Source organism: Nocardioides asiaticus (assembly GCF_040049175.1).
Lineage (GTDB): Bacteria > Actinomycetota > Actinomycetes > Propionibacteriales > Nocardioidaceae > Nocardioides > Nocardioides cheoyonin.
Genome location: NZ_JBDZDM010000001.1, coordinates 338,916 through 359,742, shown reverse-complemented (window position 1 = coordinate 359,742; position 20,827 = coordinate 338,916). Strand labels below are relative to the sequence as shown.

The following is a 20,827-nucleotide window of genomic DNA, read 5'->3' as shown; positions in this document are numbered from 1 at the left end:
TACGCCGGCGCCACTCCGCCCTCGAAACCCGGAGGAAGGCCGATGGCCGAGCTGACGGAGCAGCAGCCCCGGCTGGCGATGCACGGCATCTCGAAGCGGTACGGCGCGGTCCGCGCCATCCGCAGCGCGGACCTCGTCGTCCGCCCCGGCACCGTCCACGCCCTCGTCGGCGAGAACGGCGCGGGCAAGTCCACGCTCATCAAGATCCTGTCGGGCGCGGTGCGCCCCGACACCGGCGACGTCGAGTTCGACGGCCGCCCGGTGCAGATCGCGACGACCAACGACGCGCTCTCGCTCGGCATCGCGACCGTCTACCAGGAGCCGCAGCTCTTCGCCGAGCTCACCGTCGCCGAGAACATCTACCTCGGCCGCGAGCGACGCAAGGGGCCGCGGATCGACTGGGCCGCCCAGAACGAGCGGGTCGTGGAGCTCCTCGAGCTGCTCGGCCTCTCACCCGACCTGAGCACCCGCAAGGTCGGAGACCTCTCGATCGCCACCCAACAGCAGATCTCGATCGCGAAGGCGCTCTCGCACGAGGCCCGGCTGCTCATCCTCGACGAGCCCTCGGCGATCCTCACCGACGCCGAGATCGAGGTGCTCTTCGACGTCGTACGCCGGCTGACGGAGTCCGGGGTCTCCGTCATCTACATCTCCCACCGGCTCGACGAGCTGTTCCGGATCGCCGACGAGGTGACGGTGATGCGCGACGGCTCCACGATCGGCACCTACCCGATCGACGAGCTCGACGTCCGCAAGATCGCCGAGCTGATGGTCGGCGGCGTCCTGCAGGAGTACGCCGCCGCGCGCGACGTCCCCGAGAAGGACCCGGTCCTCGAGCTGCGCGGCCTGACCCGGTCGGGGGAGTACCACGACGTCGACCTCGTCCTGCGGCCCGGCGAGATCGTCGGGCTCTACGGCCTGGTCGGCTCCGGCGCCGCCGAGATCGCCGCGACGGTGTACGGCGTGACCCCGGCATCCTCGGGCGAGATCAGGCTCGACGGCCGGCCGGTCGCGCCCCGCAGCCCGCGGGAGGCGCAGCGGCTCGGGATCGCGCTGCTGCCGGCCGACCGCAAGCAGCAGGGGATGTTCTCCTTCCAGTCACTGGCGTTCAACATCTCGGTCGGCCACCTGGGGTTGCTCTCGCACGGCGGCACCTGGATGGACCGCCGCCGCGAGCGGAAGGTGGCCGAGCAGCTCATCGCGCGGCTCTCGGTCCGCACCCCCAGTCCGCGCCAGCCGATCGGCGCGATGTCGGGCGGCAACGCCCAGAAGGTCGTGCTCGCCCGCCAGCTGGTCGAGCGCCCGAGGGTCCTCGTCCTCGTCGAGCCGACGCAGGGCGTCGACGTCGGCGCCAAGGAGGAGATCCACCGCATCGTCACCGAGCTGGCCGACGAGGGCACCGCGGTCCTCGTCGTCACCGCGGACCTGGCCGAGGCGCTCCGCATCGCCGACCGGCTCGTCGTCGTACGCAACGGGACGACGACGCGCGAGTTCGCCCCCGGCGCCTCGCAGGTCGACGTCCTCGCCGCGGCGGCCGGCGCCGACGACGCCGGCACCGAGCCCGGGACCGACTCGATGGAGGTGCACGCGTGAGCGGTCTTTCCCTCGCCGTACGCCGGCAGCGGATCATCGCGCCGCCGGTCTCGGGGCAGGAGCTCGTCCTGCTGGTCGTGATCGCCGCGCTGTGGGTGGTGCTCGGGCTGACCACGCCGGCGTTCCTGACCTCGGACTCGATCCGCCCGCTCTTCGTCCAGGTCGCGCCGATCGCGCTGATCGGGGTCGGGATGACCTTCGTGATCATCGCGGCCGGCATCGACGTCTCCGTCGGCAGCTCGCTGATGGTGTGTGCCGTGGTGGCCGCCAAGCTGCTGGTCGACCAGGGGGCGGCCGGACCGCTCGCCGTGCTGGTCTCGATCCTGCTCGGCGCGCTGCTCGGCGCCGTCAACGGCGTGCTCATCGCCTGGGGGCGGGTGCACCCGATCATCATCACGTTCGGCACGCTCAACGTGTTCCAGTGGATCGGCCGGCAGGTCTTCGGCTCCTCGACGGTCAACGGGATCCCGGGCACCTTCGACGTCTTCGGCCGCGGGGACGCGGGCAGCACGCTCGGCATCCCGCACTCGTTCCTGCTCACGCTGGTGATCGCCGCCCTGGCGTGGTGGTACCTCCGCCAGACCCCCGGCGGCCGGCACTACTACGCCATCGGCGGGGACCCGGTGGCGGCCGACCTCGCCGGCGTGCGCGTACGCCGGCGGGTGGCCGCGGCGTACGTCCTGACCGGGGCGCTCGTCGGACTCGCCGCGGTCTTCACCATCGCCGCCGGCACCAGCACGCTCGACCAGTCCGTCGGCTCGGGGCTCGAGCTCGAGGTGATCGCGGCGGTCGTCATCGGTGGCACCTCGATCGTCGGTGGGCGCGGGTCGGTGCTGGGCACCCTCCTCGGCGCCCTGCTGGTCCAGACGGTCACCTCAGGCGTCACCCAGCTGGGCTGGCCGACCCAGCTGTCCAGCTTCTTCGTCGGCGTCTTCGTCGTCATCGCCGTCGGCGCCGACCTGGTCCGCGAGCACACCCGGAGGAGGGCCGCATGACCGCCTCGCCACTCCCGACCAACACCACCGCGGGCTCCGGCCCGCAGCCGCCGACGCCGGCCGAGCGCGCGCCCGGGCTCGGCGCCCGGATCCTGCGCGCGGTGCTGACCCAGCGGGAGATGCTGCTGGTCGCGCTGATCGTGATCGTGCTCGCCTACATGAGCTACGAGAGCTACGCCGGCTACCTCACCGCCGACTACGACGTCGACTACATCGCCGGCGCGATGATCGACCTCGTCCCGCTCGCCATGCTGGCGCTCGCCGAGCTCGTCGTGATCGTCTCCGGGCGCGGCGGCATCGACCTCTCCGTCGGCTCCATCGCCTCGCTGTCGGGGATGGTCTTCGGCTTCGCGTACGGCGAGTGGAACTGGCCGCTCGGGCTCGCGATCGCGCTCGCGGCCGTCGTCGGCGCCGCTCTCGGAGCGGTCAACGGCCTGCTGGTGGCCTACCTCGGCTTCCCCGCGCTGATCGCCACGCTGGCGACGTACTACGCCTACAGCTCGATCGCGATCGTCATCCACGACCAGAAGCCGATCAGCACGACCGAGATCCAGCAGATGTACTCGCTGACCCGCTCGGTCGAGATCCCCGGCCTCGGCTCGGTGCTGCCGTCGATCCCCCTCGGCGTGTTCACCTTCCTCCTGCCGACGGTCGTCGTGGTGTGGCTGGCGCTCAACCGGACGACGTACGGCCGGCGGCTCTACGCCATCGGCACCAACGACACCGCCGCCACGTGGAGCGGCGTGCACGTCGCCCGCACCAGGCTGACGGCGTACGTGGTCGCGGGGCTGGTCTCCGGACTGGTCGCCGTCTACATCACCGCGCAGTTCGCCTCCGCCCGGCCGGACGCCGGGACGTCGGGCAACGGGCTGGCGCTGCCGGCGATCACGATCGCGGTGCTCGGCGGCGTCGCCATCACCGGCGGCATCGGCCGGGTCTCGGGCGTGGTACTGGCCGCGCTGCTGATCACCTGGCTGGACGCGGGGATCCTGCTGATGTTCGAGGGCAACGAGGGCACCCAGGCCCAGCTGCTCGCGCTCGGGGCCGTGCTGATCTTCGCCGCGCTGCTCAACGCCTACACGACCCGCCGCTACGGGGGCACGAGATGAGCGTCGAGCACCGCCCCGACCTCGTCGGCGAGGACCTCCTCGCCCTCACCCGGTCGCTCGGCCGGCCGGAGCGGGACCTGGTCATCCTCGCGGAGGGCAACACCTCCGAGCGGCTCACCGACGGGCGGCTGGTCGTCAAGGCGTCGGGCGCCCGGATGCGGGACGCCACCGCGGAGGACTTCGTGGTCGCCGAGGTCGAGCCGCTGGCCGCGCTGATCGCGGACCCCGCGGCGACGCAGGACGACCTGACCGCCGCGCTCGACGCCGGCGTCGTCGACGGCCGGCGCCGGCGGGGCTCGATCGAGACGCTCGTCCACGTGGCCGTCCACGCGGTCGCACCGGCGGCGTACCCGGCCGGCTTCGTCGCCCACACCCACCCCACCGAGGTGGTGGGCCTGCTCGCCAGCACGTACGCCGAGGACGCCTTCGCGCGGGCGGCGTACTCCGACGAGGCGGTCGTCCTCGGGACGCCGCTCTTCGTGCCGTACGCCCAGCCCGGCCTGGACCTGGGCCGGGTCTACCTGCAGTGCCTGCGGGAGTACGCCGACCGCGAGGGGGCGCTGCCGCGACTGGTGCTGCTCGCCAACCACGGGATCGTCGCGATCGCGCCGACCGCCGATGGAGCCGACGGCATCACGGAGATGGCGGTCAAGGCCGCAGCGGTCCGCCGGATCGCCTACTCCGTCGGCGGGCTGGCGCCACTGAGCACCGAGGCGGTCGCGAAGTTCGTCGCCCGCGGCGACGTCACCGAGCGCCGCTCCAACATCACGGCGGGGCTGCTGTGAGCCTGCGCCCCGGCATCCGCGCGGTCTTCCTGGACATCGGGGGCCCGGTCTACGACGACGAGAACTTCCTGCGCGCGGTCCTCGCCGCGCTCGACGAGCTCCTCGCCGAGGCCGGCCGTCCGCCCGCGGACCGGGACGCCGTCCGCGCCGTCTACGACCGGGTCCGCGCGACCCAGGCGGGGTCGCTGCGGTCCGCGCTCGCGGCCGAGGTCCTCGGCGACGCCGGACTGCGTGGCACGCTCCACGAGCGCACCCGGCGGCACTGGGTGCACCCGCCCGGCACGATGTACGCCGACGTGCGGCCGCTCCTCGAGGCGCTGCACGGCCGGGTCGCCGTCGGTGTCCTCGCCAACCAGGAGGCGACGGTCGTCGACGCGCTGCGCCGCGACGGGGTCGCCGACCTCGTCGACGTGTGGGGAGTCTCGGCGCTCGTCGGCCACGAGAAGCCGAGCCGCGAGCTGTTCGAGTGGGCGCTGGACCAGGCCGGCACCGACCCCGAGCACTCCGTCCATGTCGGCAACCGGCTCGACACCGACGTCCGCCCTGCGGCCGCGCTCGGCCTCGGCACCGCCTGGGTGCTGCGCGGCGAGGCACCGCCCGAGCCGACGCCCGCCCAGCTGGCCGAGCCGGACGCCGTCGTACGCGACCTGGTGGAGCTGCGCGACCTGCTCCTGCCCCTGCTCGACGCGCGGAGCCGGCGATGACCACCGTCGCGCTCGGGCTCGACCTCGCCACGGCGGCGGCGCGGCTGCTGGCCGTGACCGACGAGGGCGCCGTCGTCGCCGAGCGGACCGCAGCGCTCGCGCCGGTCGAGAGCCCGGCCGCGGGCCACCGCGAGCAGCGCCCGGTCTATCCGGAGGTCGCCCGCCGGCTGCTCGCCGCCGTCGTCGCCGACCTCGGGCCGCTCGCCGCGCGGGTCCGAGCGCTCGCGACCAGCGGCACGTCCGGCACCGTCGTGCCCGCGGACGCGGCCGGCGCCCCGATCGGGTCGGCCGTGCTCTACTCCGACCAGCGCGCCGGCGCCGAGGCGGCGGCGCTGCGGTCCGCCGGACGGCCGTCGACCTCCACCTCACCGCTGGCCCGGATCGGCTGGCTGCACCGGCACCGGCCGGCCGCGCGCTACGAGTTCACCCCCGACACCGTCACCGCCGACCTTCTCGGTCGGCCGGCGCCGACCGACACCTCCCACGCGCTCAAGGCGGGCATCGATCCGACGGGTGCGACCTGGGACCCCGACGCGCTCGCCGCCGTCGGGGTGGACCCCGCCACGCTGCCCGACCTCGTCCACCCCGGCACCGTCCTCGGCGAGGTCGCCCCCGCGGTCGCTCGTGCGGTCGGGCTCCCCGCCGGCGTCGCCGTGGTCGCCGGCATGACCGACGGCTGCACCGCCCAGATCGCGGCCGGCGCCGTCGTGCCCGGCGACACCGTCGGCGTACTCGGCACGACCCTGGTCTGGAAGGGCGTGAGCGACGTCCCGGTCACCGGGTTCGACGGCGCCCTCTACTCCCACCTCGCCCCGGACGGGCGGTGGTGGCCGGGCGGCGCGTCCAACGTCGGCGCAGGCCCGGTCCGCGACGAGTTCGGCGGCGCCGACCCCGGCCGGCTCGCCGAGCTGGAGGCGCTCGCCGCCGCCCACGGGCCGGCGGAGGCGGTGCGCTACCCGCTGCGCGGGACGGGCGAGCGGTTCCCGTTCGCCACGCCGGCCGCGCGGGGGTTCCTGCTCGGGGAGGTGCCGGACGAGTCCGGGGCCTACCGTGCGCTGCTCGAGGGCGTCGCGTACGTCGAGCGGCTCGGCCTCGAGGCGCTCGCCGACCACGGCGTCCCCGTCCGGCGCCATCACCTCGCCGGCGGCGCCAGCCGCAACACGCTGTGGAACCGGATCCGGGCGACGGTCCTCGACGTCCCGGTCGTCCGGCCCCGCCGCTCCGGGAGTGCGTACGGCGCCGCCGTGCTCGCGCTCGCGGCGGTCACCGGCTGCGGGCTGGGCGAGGCGCTGGCGAGGACGGGGGCCGGGGACGACCCGGTCGAGCCGCTGCCGGGGGAGCGGGAGCGGCTGATGGACGGCTACGCGCGCCTGCGGGCCGAGCTCGCCAGGCGCGGCTACCTCGGGGTCGCGGCCCCGACGTGAGAGTTCGAGAGAGGGAACGAGAGATGGACACCGATCAGGTCCGCGCGGTCCTCGCGCGGCAGCACATCGAGACCCCGTCGTGGGCCTACGGCAACTCCGGGACGCGGTTCAAGGTCTTCGGCCAGCCGGGCGTGCCGCGGACGGCGTACGAGAAGATCTCCGACGCCGCCACCGTGCACCGCTTCACCGGCGTCGCGCCGAGCGTCGCCGTCCACATCCCGTGGGACAGGGTGGACGACTACGGCAAGCTCGCCGCCCACGCCCGCGACGAGGGGGTGGCGATCGGGGCGGTCAACCCCAACACCTTCCAGGACGACGACTACAAGCTGGGCAGCGTCTGCCACCCGGAGCCGCGGATCAGGCGCAAGGCGACCGACCACCTGATCGAGTGCATCGACATCGCCCGGCAGGTCGGGTCGCACCACCTGTCGCTGTGGTTCGCGGACGGGACGAACTACCCCGGCCAGGACTCGATCCGGGCCCGGCAGGACCGGCTCTCCGAGGCCCTCGCCGAGACGTACGCCGCGATGCCCGCGGACATGACGATGCTCGTCGAGTACAAGTTCTTCGAGCCGGCCTTCTACCAGACCGACCTGCCCGACTGGGGCACCTCGCTGCTGCACTGCCTCCACCTCGGCCCGCAGGCGAAGGTGCTCGTCGACACCGGCCACCACGCGCCCGGCACCAACATCGAGATGATCGTCGCGACGCTGCTGCGCGAGGGCCGCCTCGGCGGCTTCCACTTCAACAGCCGGTTCTATGCCGACGACGACCTCATGGTCGGCGCCGCGGACCCGTTCGGGCTGTTCCGGATCATGTTCGAGATCGTCCAGGCCGATGCGGTCCTGCCCGAGGCCGGCGTCGCCTTCATGCTCGACCAGTGCCACAACATCGAGGCCAAGATCCCGGCCCAGATCCGGTCGGTGATGAACGTCCAGGAGGCGACGGCCAAGGCGCTGCTCGTGGACGCCGACGCGCTCGCGACGGCGCGCGCCGAGGGCGACGTACTCACTGCCAACGCGATCGTCATGGACGCCTACAACACCGACGTGCGGCCGCTGCTGGCGCAGGTCAGGGAGGACATGGGGCTCGATCCCGACCCCGTTCGGGCGTACGCCGCGAGCGGCTACCAGCAGCGCATCGAGGAAGAGCGAGTAGGCGGCGAGGCCGCCGGGTGGGGGGCGTGACGATGGCAGACCAGCAGACCGACGCGGGCACCAGGGCGGTCCAGGAGCTGCTCGCCCGCTCCAACCGGCTCGGCTCGGACCCGGCCGTGACCAACTACGGCGGTGGCAACACCTCGGCGAAGGCCACCGTGACCAGCCCGGCGACCGGCGAGCCGGTCGAGGTGCTGTACGTCAAGGGGTCCGGCGGCGACCTCGGCACCCTGAAGGCCGAGGGCCTCGCGGTCCTCGAGCGGGACCGGCTCGTCGCGCTCGACAAGGTCTACCGCGGCGTCGAGCACGAGGACGAGATGGTCGGGCTGTTCCCGTACTGCTCCTTCGGGCAGGGCGGCGCCGCCCCCTCCATCGACACCCCGATGCACGGCCTGGTCGATCTCCCGCACGTCGACCACCTGCACCCGGACTCGGTCATCGCGCTGGCCTGCGCCGCCGACGGCGAGCGGCTGGTGCGCGAGATCTGGGGCGGTGCCGTCGCCTGGGTGCCGTGGAAGCGGCCGGGCTGGGAGCTGGGCCGGTCGATGGCGGAGCTCGCCCGCGACCCCGACGTGATCGGCGCCGTCCTGGGCGGCCACGGACTCACCGCCTGGGGCCGGACCAGCGACGAGGTCGAGGAGCGCTCGCTGCGGATCATCCGGGAGGCGGGGGAGTACCTCGCCGCCCACTCGGTCTCAGAGCCGTTCGGTCCCGTCGTCGCCGGGCGGGAGGCCCTGCCCGCCGAGCAGCGCCGGGCCCGTGCGGCGGAGCTCTTCCCCCATCTGCGTGCCGTGGCGTCGCAGGACCGCCGTCAGGTCGGCCACTTCACCGACTCCGACGTCGTCCTCGACTTCCTCTCCCGGGAGAAGCTCGAGCACCTGGTGTCGCTCGGCACCTCCTGCCCCGACCACTTCCTGCGGACGAAGGTCCGTCCCCTCCTGCTCGACACCCCGGTCGACGCGCCGCTCGACGCGCTGCTCGACCGGCTCGGCGAGCTGCACGAGGAGTACCGCAAGGAGTACGCCGCCTACTACCACCGGCACGCCACCCCCGACAGCCCGCCGATGCGCGGGGCGGACCCGGCGATCGTGCTCGTGCCCGGGGTCGGGATGTTCTCCTTCGGCGCCGACAAGCAGACCGCCCGGGTGGCGGGGGAGTTCTACGTCAACGCGATCAACGTCATGCGCGGGGCGGAGGGCGTCTCGTCGTACGCCCCGGTGACGGAGGCCGACAAGTTCCACGTCGAGTACTGGCAGCTCGAGGAGGACAAGCTCAAGCGCCGCCCGAGGCCGAAGGCGCTCGCCGGCCGGGTCGCGCTCGTCACCGGTGCGGCGTCCGGCATCGGGCTGGCCACCGCGCGGCTCTTCGCCGAGCACGGCGCGAACGTCGTCGTGGCCGACCTCGACGCCGACCGGTGCGCCGACGTCGCGGCCGACCTCGGCAGCAGCGACGTGGCGGTCGGGGTCGGGGTGGACGTCACCGACCCGGAGGCCGTCCGCGCCGGCGTCGAGGCGGCGGTCCTCGCCTTCGGCGGCGTCGACCTCGTCGTCAACAACGCCGGCATCAGCCGGGCCGGCTCGCTCGCCGACACCTCGCTCGAGGACTGGGACCTGCAGTACTCCATCATGGCCCGCGGCTCCTTCCTCGTCGCCAAGGCCGTCGAGCCGGTCCTGCGCGCCCAGCGGCTGGGCGGCGACATCATCAACGTCTGCTCCAAGAACGCCGTCTTCGCCGGCCCGAACAACGTGGCGTACTCCTCGGCGAAGGCCGCCCAGGCCCACATGGTCAGGCTGCTCGCCGCCGAGCTCGGCGACATCGGCGTACGCGTCAACGGGATCAACCCCGACGGCGTCGTCCGGGGCTCCGGGATCTTCTCCGGCGGCTGGGGCGCGTCCCGCGCCAAGACGTACGGCGTCGCCGAGGAGGACCTCGGCAAGTACTACGCCCAGCGTACGGTGCTCAAGCAGGAGGTCCTGCCCGAGCACGTCGCGTCCGCGGCGCTCGCGCTGACCAACGGCACGCTCCCGATCACGACCGGCCTGATCATCCCGGTGGACTCCGGGGTGCCGCAGGCGTTCCTGAGGTGAGCGGGATGTCCAACCGGTTCGGCGTCCACGCCCTGGTCTGGGTCGGCGGCTGGTCCGAGGAGCAGGCCCGGCGGGCGATCTCGTCCTCGAAGAACGCCGGCTACGACCTCATCGAGCTGGCCGCACTCGACCCGTGGTCCTTCGACACCGCGATGACGGCCCGGCTGCTCGCCGAGCACGGCCTCGCGGCCGCGGTGTCGCTCGGCCTGGGCGAGGACACCGATGTGTCCAGCGAGGAGCCCGAGGTCGTGGCCGCCGGCCGGCGCCTGCTCGGGCAGGCGCTCGCGCTCGTCCGCGACGTCGGTGGCGACTACCTCGGCGGCGTGGTCTACAGCCGGCTCGGCCGCTACGCCCGGCCGGTCAGCGAGCGCGGCCGGGCCAACTCCGTCGAGACGATCGCCTGGCTCGCCGACCAGGCCGCCGCGTCCGGCATCACGATCGGGCTGGAGTTCTGCAACAGGTACGAGACCAACGTCCTCAACACCACCGAGCAGACCCTGGCGTTCATCGACGACGTCGGCCGCGACAACGTGGTCGCCCACCTCGACACCTACCACATGAACATCGAGGAGACCTCGTTCCGCGAGCCGGTCCTGGCGGCTGCGGCGGCCGGCCGGCTCGGCTACGTCCACGTCGGCGAGTCGCACCGCGGCCAGCTCGGCACGGGGACCGTCCCGTGGGCCGAGTTCTTCGCCGCGCTCCACGAGGTGGCGTACGCCGGCACCATCACGTTCGAGTCGTTCTCCTCGGAGGTCGTGCACCCGCAGCTGTCGAGCGATCTGGCGATCTGGCGCAATCTCTGGGACGACGGGATGGAGCTCGCGACCGGGGCACGGGAGTTCCTGCGGAAGGAGTACGGCGGGTAGCGCTGCGGGGAAGTCTCGTGGGCCGCCGGAGCGGTTAAGGTTGGCGGGAACAACCGCATCCCACAACAGCACCCCACAACAGGACAGGGAGGTCGCCCCGCCGTGAGCCAGGCCCGGAAGGACGCGATCGCGAGCAGCATCGAGAGTGAGCTCGCCGCCCCCCTGCGTGCTCTCGACCTCGACGTCGAGGCGGTGGAGGTCACCCCGGCCGGGAAGCGCCGCATCCTGAGGGTCGCTGTCGACAAGGACGGCGGTGTCACGCTCGACGACGTCGCCGAGGCCACCCGCGAGGTCAACCGTGTCCTCGACGCCTCCGACGTGATGGGCGAGCAGCCCTACACGCTCGAGGTCACCTCGCGCGGCGTCGACCGGCCGCTCACGCTGCCCCGTCACTGGCGCCGCAACGCCAAGCGCCTCGCCAAGGTGACCCTCGCCGACGGCTCGACGTTCACCGGCCGGATCGGCGACTCCGACGAGGAGTCGGTGACGCTCGACGTCGGCGGCACGCCACGGGCCGTGCCGTACGCCGAGGTGACGAAGGCGCTGGTGCAGATCGAGTTCAACAAACGGTCGGACGAGGACGAGTAGGAGACTGGGATGGACATCGACCTGAGCATCCTGCGGATGCTGGAGCGCGAGCGGGAGATCTCCTTCGACGTCCTCGTGGAGGCGATCGAGCAGGGACTGCTGACGGCGTACCACAAGACCCCGGGCGCCCAGCAGGAGGCGCGCGTCGTGCTGGACCGCAAGACCGGCCACGTCAGCGTCATGGCCGCCGAGATGGACGAGGAGGGCAACGTCGTCGGGGAGTACGACGACACGCCCGAGGGCTTCGGCCGGATCGCGGCGACGACGGCCAAGCAGATCGTGCTGCAGCGGCTCCGCGACGCCGAGGACGACGTGAAGTTCGGGGAGTTCTCCGGCAAGGAGGGCGACATCGTCTCGGGTGTCATCCAGCAGGGCCGCAACCCCGACGACGTGCTCGTCGACCTCGGCAAGCTCGAGGCGATCCTGCCGGTCAGCGAGCGGGTGGCGGGGGAGAACTACGACCACGGAACCCGGATCCGGGCGCTCGTGATGAGCGTCCGCAAGGGCATGCGCGGCCCGCAGATCACGCTGTCGCGCTCCCACCCGAACCTCGTCAAGAAGCTGTTCGCCTTCGAGGTTCCGGAGATCGCCGACGGCACAGTCGAGATCGCCGCCATCGCCCGCGAGGCCGGCCACCGGACCAAGATCGCGGTCCGCTCGACCGTCCCCGGCGTCAACGCCAAGGGCGCGTGCATCGGCCCGATGGGCCAGCGCGTCCGGCAGGTGATGTCGGAGCTGCAGGGCGAGAAGATCGACATCGTCGACTGGTCCGACGACCCCGCCACCCTCGTCGCCCAGGCCCTCTCGCCGGCGCGGGTGAGCTCGGTCGAGATCGTCGACGAGGCCACCAAGTCGGCGCGGGTCATCGTGCCCGACTACCAGCTCTCGCTCGCCATCGGCAAGGAGGGCCAGAACGCCCGCCTCGCCGCCCGCCTCACGGGGTGGAGGATCGACATCCGCTCCGACGAGGAAGCGCCCAGCGAGGCGTGAGGGACGCAGTCGCGGGAGCGGGTCGCACCCCGGTGGTGGCCGGGTGACGGGCCGCCAGGAGATCCTCGTCGAGGGCGGGGCGGACGTCGGCGTACTCGTCCTGTCCGGCTCCTCGGGCCGGGTGGAGACCGCCCGCTGCCGACTGCTCGCTGAGCAGGGCATGACCGCGCTGTCGTACCGCTGGTTCGACGGCGCCGTCGACCGCGTCCCCCTCGAGAGCTTCGAGGAGCCGCTCGCGACGCTCCACGAGCGGTGCGACCGGCTCGCCGTCCTCGGCACCTCCCGGGGCGCGGAGGCCGCGCTGCTGCTCGGCGCGCTCAACCCCGAGATCGACGCGGTCGTCGCGCTCTCGCCGAGCGACGTCGCCTGGGCCGCGCTGACCACCGAGCGGCCACAGCGCTCGTCGTGGACCCGGCGGGGCGAGCCGCTCCCGTTCGTGCCGTACGACGACGACTGGACGACCGAGCAGGAGGACGGCCCGATCGCGTTCGTGGAGCTGTACTGCCAGTCCCTCGAGACCTACGCCGACCGGGTCGCCGCCGCACGGATCCCGGTCGAGCGGATCGCCGGCGAGGTCGTCGTCGCGGCCGGCGAGGACGACCAGCTGTGGCCGTCGGTGCTCTTCGCCGAGTTCATCCGGCGCCGGCGGGCGGCCGCCGGGCTGGCGACCGAGGTGGTGACCCATCCCCGCGCCGGCCACCGCGTGGTCCTGCCGGGGGAGGAGCCGCTGCCGCCGCACGCCGGCCGCGCCTACGGCGGCTCCGACGAGGCCGACGCCGAGCTCGGCGCCGCGGTGTGGCCGGTGCTCCTCCGCGCTCTCCGCGGGAGCTGACCGGCGACCGTGACGAACCGATCAGGACCGGCCGGAGATCTCCTCGACCACCAGGCGCGGAACGAGGTGGCGATCGCCGGTCGGCCGGTCCGCCGGTCCCTGGGTAGGGAAGTCGAAGACGGCGACCATCAGCTGCATCGGGTACGTCGGCGGAGCCGCGCAGCGGCGTACGACGGCCCCGTCCACGGTGAACACCGCCTCGTCGGCGTCCCACTCGACGGCGTACGTGTGCGGCTCGGCGACGTCGAGGGGCAGCCGGGGGGCCGCGAAGTCGTCGCGCAGCGCCGGGTCGCGGAACGGCTTGATCCCGACCCCGACCTCGGCCGATGCTGTGGGCTCGGTCTGCAGCGCCCGGCCGAACACCTCGACCACGCACAGCTCGCCGCACCGGATCTGCTCGGGGTCGTCCTCGAAGCCGCTCAGCCACAGCGCCGCCATCGAGCGCGCCGAGAGCTCCATCCGCGCGCGGACCGCGACCCGGCCGGTCGCCGGTAGCCAGCCCTCGAAGCGGGGCTGCTCCTCGGCGACGCGGAGGCCGTCGCGGAACCGCTGCTGCCCGCGGGTGCTGCCCACCGGCCCGGACCAGCTCCCCGACTGGATCCCGGAGACCCGCAGCGGCGGCTCGTGGAGGCCGGGACACCACCGCGGATGGTCCGGCGGGATCTCGAGGACGAGGCCCTCGTCGCCGAGCCGGTACGACGCCGCGGTCGCCGCCCGCGAGGACCACGCGGGCAGGTAGTACGGGAACCATTTCGTCGTGTCGAGTGTTGACCTGTCGAAGCGGTCAGCGAACCCCCCGGCGGCAGGCATGTCACCGACGGTAACGACGGCGCGCCCCGGTTCGGAATCCCCGGGCCGGAGGCGGTAGGGTTGTACCTCGGTGGCACGCCAAGACATTTCCCCCACGGCACGGCCCGTCCGAACCTGTGTGGGATGCCGGAAGCGGGCCGCCAAGCGCGAGTTGTTGCGGGTGACCGCCGGCTCGGACCACGAGGGCAACCCCGCCGTCGTACCCGATCCGACAGCCACCGCACCCGGACGTGGGGCGCACCTGCACCCCACCAGGGAGTGCTACGACCTCGCGGTGCGCCGGAAGGCGTTCACCCGGGCCCTCAGGCTCGAGGGTGGGCTCTCCAGCGCACCGGTGGGGGACTACCTCGACGAGCGCCGAACACCGACCGCCCCGGCGGTCACACGACAACGACCGTCGCCGACGGTCGACTGACCAGGAATTGGAGCAACAGCTCATGAGCACTCGATGAGTACTTCGCGATGAGCGCCCTTTCTTTGTTTGCTCAGCACCAACCACTAGTGGTCGCAGGTTAATTGCCCGGAATCGGGTCTGTGGCCAGAAGGAGAAGCGTGGCTAAGACCCGAGTCCACGAACTCGCCAAGGAGTTCGGCGTCGAGAGCAAGTTCGTTCTCGAGAAGTTCAAGGAGATGGGGGAGTTCGTCAAGTCGGCGAGCTCGACCATCGAGCTCCCTGCGGAGATGCGGTTCCGCAAGGAGATCGGTCCCACCCTGAAGGGTGGCGACCAGCAGGCCGAGAAGCCTCAGGCCCCGGCGAAGAGCGCCGAGAAGCCTGCCGCTCCGAAGGCGCCCGCGGCGCCGGCCCCCGAGAAGCCGGCCGAGAAGCCCGCGGAGACGCCCGCGGCCAAGACCGAGAAGCCTGCGGAGGCCCCGGCCGAGAAGGCCGCTGCGCCGAAGCCGGCCGCCCCGAAGCCGGCCGCCCCGGCCGCCCAGACGCCGGCCGCCCCGTCGGCTCCGTCGGCGCCCAGGCCGGCCGCGCCGAAGCCGGCCCCGAGGGCCCCGCGTCCCGCGGCGCCGAAGCCCCAGGCGCCCGCCGCCCGCGGTGGTTCGCCGAAGCCGGCGCCCCGCCCGGTCGGCAAGCCCGGTGCCCCGCGCCCCGGCAACAACCCGTTCGCCCCGAGCCAGGGGATGGGACGTCCGGCCCGGCCGCAGCGCGACGGCGGTGCCCCGGGCGCCGGTGACCAGCGTCCGCCGCGGCCGCCGGCCTCGCGTGAGGGCGGTGCACCCGGCCGCCCCGGCATGCCGCGCCCCAACCCGGCGATGATGCCCAAGAACCCGGCCGCGTTCGGCAACCGCCCCGGTGGCGGTGGCCCCGGCCGTCCGGGGGCACCTGCCCGCGGTGGTCAGGGCGGCCGTCCCGGCGCCCCCGCCCGCAGCGGTGGCGGCGGCGCTCCGGGCCGCGGTGGCTTCGGCCCCGGTGGTGGCGGTCGTCCCGGCGGTGGTCGTCCGGGTGGTCGGGGGTCCACGCAGGGCGCGTTCGGGCGCCCCGGTGGCCCGTCGCGTCGTGGCCGCAAGTCGAAGCGGGCGCGTCGCCAGGAGTTCGAGGCCATGGAGGCCCCGACGATCGGCGGCGTGCGCGTCCGCAAGGGCAACGGCGAGACCATCCGTCTGCCGCGCGGTGCCTCGCTGACGGACTTCGCGGAGAAGATCAACGTCGACGCCGCGCAGCTCGTCCAGATGCTGTTCAGCCTCGGCGAGATGGTCACCGCGACCGAGTCGGTCAACGACGAGACCCTCGAGCTGCTCGGTGAGGAGCTCAACTACGTCGTCGAGGTCGTCTCCCCCGAGGACGAGGACCGCGAGCTGCTCGAGTCCTTCGACATCGAGTTCGGCGAGGACGAGGGCGACGAGTCCGACTGGGTGGTCCGTCCGCCGGTCGTGACCGTCATGGGTCACGTCGACCACGGTAAGACGAAGCTGCTCGATGCGATCCGCAACGCCAACGTCGTGGCCGGCGAGGCCGGGGGCATCACCCAGCACATCGGTGCCTACCAGGTCTCGACCGAGGTCGACGGCGACGACCGCGCGATCACCTTCATCGACACCCCGGGTCACGAGGCCTTCACGGCCATGCGTGCCCGCGGCTCGCAGTCGTCCGACATCGCGGTCCTCGTGGTCGCAGCCGACGACGGCGTGATGCCGCAGACGATCGAGGCGCTCAACCACGCCAAGGCGGCGGGGGTCCCGATCGTGGTCGCGGTCAACAAGATCGACAAGCCGGAGGCGGACCCGACGAAGGTCCGCGGCCAGCTGACCGAGTACGGCCTGGTGCCGGAGGAGTACGGCGGCGACACCATGTTCGTCGACGTCTCGGCGAAGTCGATGACCAACATCGACGGGCTCCTCGAGGCGATCGTCCTCACCGCCGACGCCTCGCTCGACCTGCACGCCAACCCGAACCAGGACGCCCAGGGTCTCGTCATCGAGGCCCACCTCGACCGTGGCCGCGGCCCGGTCGCGACCATCCTGGTCCAGCGCGGCACCCTGCGGGTCGGCGACTCGATCGTCGCGGGCCCGGCCTTCGGCCGCGTCCGGGCGATGCTCGACGAGTACGGCAACGAGCTCGACGAGGCGCCCCCGTCCCGGCCGGCGATGGTGCTCGGTCTGTCCGCCGTCCCCGGCGCGGGCCAGAACTTCATCGTCGTCGAGGACGACCGGATGGCTCGCCAGATCGCCGAGAAGCGCGAGTCCCGCGAGCGGGCCGCCATGCAGGCGAAGCGGCGCGTACGCCGTACGCTCGAGGACTTCATGGCCTCCATGGAGAAGGGCGAGAGCCAGGAGCTCAACCTCATCCTCAAGGGCGACGTCTCCGGTTCGGTCGAGGCACTCGAGGACGCGCTGTCGAAGATCGACGTGGGTGGCGACGAGGTCTCCATCCGGGTCATCGACCGCGGTGTCGGTGCGATCACCGAGACCAACGTCGACCTGGCCGCCGCCTCCGACGCGATCATCATCGGCTTCAACGTCCGCCCGCAGGGCAAGGCGACCGAGCTGGCCGAGCGCGAGGGCGTGGAGATCCGCTACTACACGGTGATCTACCAGGCGATCGAGGAGATCGAGGCCGCCCTCAAGGGCATGCTCAAGCCGGAGTACGAGGAGCGCACCCTCGGCCAGGCCGAGATCCGGGCACTGTTCCGCAGCTCCAAGGTCGGCAACATCGCCGGCTGCATGGTCACCGAGGGTGTCATCCGGCGCAACGCCAAGGTCCGGGTCATCCGCGACGGCTCTGTCGTCGCCGACAACCTCGACCTGGCCTCGCTGCGCCGCGAGAAGGACGACGTGGCCGAGGTCCGCGAGGGCTTCGAGTGCGGTCTCGTCCTGCGGAACTTCCAGGACATCAAGGAGGGCGATGTGATCGAGGCCTTCGAGATGGTGGAGATCCCGCGCGGCTGACGCAGGTGACGTCCTGGCGCCGCCACAGCCCGACGGCTGTGGCGGCGCCGGCAGTTTTGAGAGAGTGAGAGACATGAGCAACCCGCGCGTACGCCGGATCGCCGACCGCATCAAGGTGATCGTGGCGCAGATGCTGGAGCGGCGGGTCAAGGACCCGCGGATCGGCTTCGTCACCGTCACCGACGTCCGGGTCTCGGGTGACACCCAGCAGGCGACGATCTTCTATACCGTGCTGGGCGCCGACACGGAGGCCCAGCTCGCCGGCACCGCCGCGGCGCTGGAGTCCGCGAAGGGGCTGATCCGATCAGAGGTCGCCAAGCAGCTCGGGATGCGACACGCACCGACGCTGGACTTCATCCACGACGCGCTCCCGGAGTCGGCCCGTCACCTCGAGGAGGTGCTCGCCCGCGCCAAGGAGCAGGACGAGGCGGTCGCCGCCAACCGCGGCACGACCTACGCCGGCGACGCCGACCCCTACAAGAAGCCCCACGAGGACGAGGACATCCTGGGCCTCGACGAGACGGACGACGCGGAGTGAGCCCGGCCGATGGCTGAGTCCGGGCTGGTCGTCGTCGACAAGCCCGGCGGTATGACGTCCCACGACGTGGTCGGCCGGGTGCGCCGCCTGGCAGGCACGCGCAAGGTCGGCCACGCCGGCACCCTCGACCCGATGGCGACCGGCGTGCTGGTCCTCGGGGTCGAGCGCGCCACGCGGCTGCTCGGCCACCTGATGCTCACCGACAAGGCGTACGACGCCACCGTGCGCCTCGGCCAGACGACTACCACGGACGACGCCGAGGGCGAGCTGCTCGCCTCGGTGCCGGCGGATGGTCTCGACGAGGTCGACGTCCGCGCCGCCTTCGCCGCCAAGGTCGGCGAGATCGACCAGGTCCCGAGCTCCGTCTCGGCGATCAAGGTCGACGGCAAGCGCGCCTACAGGCGCGTCCGCGAGGGCGAGGACGTCGCCCTCGAACCGCGCCGCGTCACGATCCACGACCTGGCCGTCCACGTGCTCCGGCCGGTCTCGACGGACTCGACCACAGGGCTGCTCGACGTCGACATCTCGGTGCGCTGCTCGAGCGGCACTTACGTGCGCGCGATCGCGCGCGACGTCGGTGCGGCGCTCGGGGTGGGCGGCCATTTGACCGCGCTGCGGCGTACGGCCGTCGGACCGTACGCGCTCGACGTGGCCCGCACCCTGGACGAGCTCGCCGAGGGCCTCGCCGTGCTGCCCCTGGCCGAGGCAGCGCGCGCCGCGTTCCCGGCGTACGACCTCGACGACGCGCAGACGCGCGACGTCCGCCATGGCCGCAGGCTGGCGCTGCCGCTCGAGGCCCTGAGCGCCGTCTTCGCCCCCGACGGGGAGTTCCTCGCGCTCTACGAGCCCGTCGGCGACGGCAGCGCCAAGGCGGTCGCGGTCTTCGTCGGCTGACACCCCGGTGCGACCCGGCAAGGGCGGCGGGATGCCACCCACGGCCGCCAACGGCCGACCGATAGTCTGACCGGCGTGCAGTTGTGGCGAAGCCTCCAGGACGTGCCGGCCGACCTCGGCCGCACGTGCGTCGTGATCGGGAACTTCGACGGCGTCCACCTCGGCCACCAGCATGTGCTCCGCAGGGCCCGCGAGCTCGCCGACGAGCAGGGCCTGACCCTCGTCGCGGTCACCTTCGACCCGCACCCGATGGCGGTCCTGCGGCCCGAGCACGCGCCGGGGACGCTGACCACCATGGAGGAGCGGGCCGAGCTGCTCGGCGAGGCGGGCGCCGACGCCGTCCTCGCGCTGCCGTTCGACATGGAGATGGCCAACTGGGAGCCCGACGAGTTCGCCCAGCGGGTGCTCGTCGACACCCTCCACGCCGTACAGTGCGTCGTCGGCGCCAACTTCCGCTACGGCTGCCGTGCCGCCGGTGACGTCGCCGACCTGCGGGCCTACGGCGCCGGCCACGGCTTCGACGCCGAGGGCATCCCGCTCGACGGCGGCCCGCAGGTGTGGTCCTCCACCTACGTCCGGACCTGCCTGGCAGCCGGCGACGTGGCCGGGGCGGCCGAGGCGCTGGGCCGCCCGTACTTCGTCCGCGGCATCGTCGTGAAGGGCGACCAGCGCGGCCGCGAGCTCGGCTTCCCGACGGCCAACGTGCCGACCGACCTGCTCACCGCGGTCCCGCCCGACGGCGTGTACGCCGGCTGGCTGACCCGCCGCGACACCGGGGAGACCTTCCCGGCGGCGATCAGCGTCGGCACGAACCCGACGTTCGAGGGCGTGACGGTGCGCCGGGTGGAGGCCTACGTCCTCGACCGCACCGACCTCGACCTGTACGGCGTGGAGGTGGACGTCGCGTTCGTCGAGCGGCTCCGCGGCATGGTGGCCTTCGACTCGATCGAGGAGCTCATCAGCCAGATGCACGCCGACGTGGGCCGGACCCGCGAGGTCCTCGGGGTCGCGTGAGCGAGTCCGATCTCGCTGCGACGCTGCAGAGGACCGACCAGTGGTTCCTGCGGCACGGCCTGACCTACTTCGTCCCCGAGCAGCGGGCCGCCGTCCGGGCGGCGCTGCGGCCCCGGCGTACCGCGCTCCCGACGGTCCTCGGCTTCGTCGTCGCCGCGGTGCTGGGCGTACTGCTCGGCTGGGCCACGGGCCAGGCCGGCACCGGCGTGGCCCTGCTGCTCACGGTCGGCGCCCTCGGCGTGGCGTGGTACGCGCTGACCGCGCTCCGCTTCCGGCCGATCCTGGCCTGGGCCCTCGGGCGCACCTTCGGCTCGCTCGCCCGGCTGCTGCCGATGGTGTCCCGGGCGCTGCCGCTGCTGCTGCTCTTCGTGACCTTCCTCTTCATCAACGCCGACGTGTGGCAGATGTCGGCCTATCTCGAGCCCGGCACGCTGTGGCTGACCGCGCTGCTCTTCGCGGTGTCGGCGATCGCGTTCCTGCTCGTCCGGCTGCCCGAGGAGGTCGACCGGGTCGACGACGACGTCGACGGCGCCTTCCTCACCCGGGCGTGCCGCGGCACGCCGCTCGAGGGCCCGTGTGCCGAGCTGCTCGCCGACGCGGAGGCGGGCCGCGGTCCGGACCCTGCGGCGTACGCCACCATCACCGGGTACGAGCGCTGGAACCTCGTCCTCGCGCTGCTGGTCATCCAGGCCGTCCAGGTGCTGCTCATCGCGGTGGCGGTCTTCGGCTTCTTCGTCGTCTTCGGTGCGCTCGTCCTGGACGACGCGGTCCAGCAGGCCTGGACCGGGCTCGACAACGTCCACAGCCTCTCCTGGCTGCCGAGCGTCTCGGTCGAGCTGGTCCAGGTCTCGGTGTTCCTCGCTGCGTTCTCGCTGCTCTACATCACCGTCTCGACCGTCACCGACGAGACCTATCGCGCGCAGTTCTTCGGCACCGTGCTGCGCGAGCTCGAGCGAGCGGTGGGGATGCGGGCGGTCTACCTCGCGCTGCGCGCCCGCGACCGGGACACACGGGAATGAAGATATAGACAAGAAACTTACTTCACTTT

General features: G+C 72.8%; 19 protein-coding genes. 18 read left to right on the top strand and 1 reads right to left on the bottom strand.

Features of this window, described 5'->3' with window-relative positions; genetic code table 11:
* Positions 1 to 42: 42 nt before the first annotated feature.
* From ABLE53_RS01715 to ABLE53_RS01660, 12 genes are all read left to right on the top strand, one after another.
* Entirely contained in the window at positions 43 to 1,593 is a 1,551-nt protein-coding gene (locus ABLE53_RS01715) for a sugar ABC transporter ATP-binding protein (RefSeq protein WP_348856819.1), read from the top strand.
* On the top strand, positions 1,590 to 2,588 hold the full coding sequence (locus tag ABLE53_RS01710) for an ABC transporter permease (RefSeq protein ID WP_348856818.1): 999 nt from the start codon (positions 1,590 to 1,592) through the stop codon (positions 2,586 to 2,588). The genes ABLE53_RS01715 and ABLE53_RS01710 overlap by 4 nt, the downstream gene beginning before the upstream one ends.
* Entirely contained in the window at positions 2,585 to 3,697 is a 1,113-nt protein-coding gene (locus ABLE53_RS01705; protein WP_348856817.1) for an ABC transporter permease, read from the top strand. Before ABLE53_RS01710 ends, ABLE53_RS01705 begins: the two co-directional genes overlap by 4 nt.
* Complete coding sequence (locus tag ABLE53_RS01700; RefSeq protein ID WP_348856816.1) at positions 3,694 to 4,482, top strand: class II aldolase/adducin family protein; 789 nt, start codon at positions 3,694 to 3,696, stop codon at positions 4,480 to 4,482. Before ABLE53_RS01705 ends, ABLE53_RS01700 begins: the two co-directional genes overlap by 4 nt.
* Complete coding sequence (locus tag ABLE53_RS01695) at positions 4,479 to 5,186, top strand: HAD family hydrolase (RefSeq protein WP_348856815.1); 708 nt, start codon at positions 4,479 to 4,481, stop codon at positions 5,184 to 5,186. Before ABLE53_RS01700 ends, ABLE53_RS01695 begins: the two co-directional genes overlap by 4 nt.
* Positions 5,183 to 6,610 carry an FGGY-family carbohydrate kinase gene (locus tag ABLE53_RS01690; RefSeq protein ID WP_348856814.1) on the top strand — a complete coding sequence of 476 codons (1,428 nt, stop codon included), beginning with the start codon at positions 5,183 to 5,185 and terminating at the stop codon, positions 6,608 to 6,610. Before ABLE53_RS01695 ends, ABLE53_RS01690 begins: the two co-directional genes overlap by 4 nt.
* Positions 6,611 to 6,633: 23 nt before the next feature.
* Positions 6,634 to 7,797, top strand: a complete 1,164-nt coding sequence (rhaI, locus tag ABLE53_RS01685; protein WP_348856813.1) for an L-rhamnose isomerase — start codon at positions 6,634 to 6,636, stop codon at positions 7,795 to 7,797.
* A gap of 2 nt (positions 7,798 to 7,799) precedes the next feature.
* Positions 7,800 to 9,854 carry a bifunctional rhamnulose-1-phosphate aldolase/short-chain dehydrogenase gene (gene rhaD, locus ABLE53_RS01680; RefSeq protein WP_348856812.1) on the top strand — a complete coding sequence of 685 codons (2,055 nt, stop codon included), beginning with the start codon at positions 7,800 to 7,802 and terminating at the stop codon, positions 9,852 to 9,854.
* A 5-nt stretch (positions 9,855 to 9,859) separates the two neighbouring features.
* Positions 9,860 to 10,720 (top strand): sugar phosphate isomerase/epimerase family protein, encoded by an 861-nt coding sequence (locus ABLE53_RS01675; RefSeq protein WP_348856811.1) that lies wholly within the window; start codon positions 9,860 to 9,862, stop codon positions 10,718 to 10,720.
* 102 nt (positions 10,721 to 10,822) lie between these two features.
* Entirely contained in the window at positions 10,823 to 11,308 is a 486-nt protein-coding gene (gene rimP / locus ABLE53_RS01670) for a ribosome maturation factor RimP (RefSeq protein ID WP_348856810.1), read from the top strand.
* A 9-nt stretch (positions 11,309 to 11,317) separates the two neighbouring features.
* A complete protein-coding gene (gene nusA / locus ABLE53_RS01665) occupies positions 11,318 to 12,298 on the top strand; it encodes a transcription termination factor NusA (RefSeq protein ID WP_348856809.1) in 981 nt (326 codons plus the stop codon).
* 43 nt (positions 12,299 to 12,341) lie between these two features.
* A complete protein-coding gene (locus tag ABLE53_RS01660) occupies positions 12,342 to 13,130 on the top strand; it encodes an acyl-CoA thioester hydrolase/BAAT C-terminal domain-containing protein (RefSeq protein ID WP_348856808.1) in 789 nt (262 codons plus the stop codon).
* Positions 13,131 to 13,151: 21 nt separating this feature from the next.
* Here the strand turns inward: ABLE53_RS01660 and ABLE53_RS01655 are convergent, their stop codons facing one another.
* Complete coding sequence (locus tag ABLE53_RS01655) at positions 13,152 to 13,940, bottom strand: glycoside hydrolase family 16 protein (protein WP_348856807.1); 789 nt, start codon at positions 13,938 to 13,940, stop codon at positions 13,152 to 13,154.
* Positions 13,941 to 14,010: 70 nt separating this feature from the next.
* Between ABLE53_RS01655 and ABLE53_RS01650 the strand changes: the two genes are divergently transcribed.
* From ABLE53_RS01650 to ABLE53_RS01625, 6 genes are all read left to right on the top strand, one after another.
* Positions 14,011 to 14,355, top strand: a complete 345-nt coding sequence (locus ABLE53_RS01650; RefSeq protein WP_348856805.1) for a YlxR family protein — start codon at positions 14,011 to 14,013, stop codon at positions 14,353 to 14,355.
* Positions 14,356 to 14,492: 137 nt separating this feature from the next.
* Positions 14,493 to 17,333: a translation initiation factor IF-2 gene (infB, locus tag ABLE53_RS01645; RefSeq protein ID WP_348856804.1), complete on the top strand. Its 2,841-nt coding sequence runs from the start codon at positions 14,493 to 14,495 to the stop codon at positions 17,331 to 17,333.
* A gap of 73 nt (positions 17,334 to 17,406) precedes the next feature.
* A complete protein-coding gene (gene rbfA / locus ABLE53_RS01640) occupies positions 17,407 to 17,871 on the top strand; it encodes a 30S ribosome-binding factor RbfA (protein WP_348856803.1) in 465 nt (154 codons plus the stop codon).
* Positions 17,872 to 17,880: 9 nt separating this feature from the next.
* Positions 17,881 to 18,765 (top strand): tRNA pseudouridine(55) synthase TruB, encoded by an 885-nt coding sequence (truB, locus tag ABLE53_RS01635; RefSeq protein ID WP_348856802.1) that lies wholly within the window; start codon positions 17,881 to 17,883, stop codon positions 18,763 to 18,765.
* A gap of 75 nt (positions 18,766 to 18,840) precedes the next feature.
* Positions 18,841 to 19,779 carry a bifunctional riboflavin kinase/FAD synthetase gene (locus tag ABLE53_RS01630; protein ID WP_348856801.1) on the top strand — a complete coding sequence of 313 codons (939 nt, stop codon included), beginning with the start codon at positions 18,841 to 18,843 and terminating at the stop codon, positions 19,777 to 19,779.
* Positions 19,776 to 20,798 carry a hypothetical protein gene (locus ABLE53_RS01625; RefSeq protein WP_348856800.1) on the top strand — a complete coding sequence of 341 codons (1,023 nt, stop codon included), beginning with the start codon at positions 19,776 to 19,778 and terminating at the stop codon, positions 20,796 to 20,798. The genes ABLE53_RS01630 and ABLE53_RS01625 overlap by 4 nt, the downstream gene beginning before the upstream one ends.
* Positions 20,799 to 20,827: the final 29 nt, after the last annotated feature.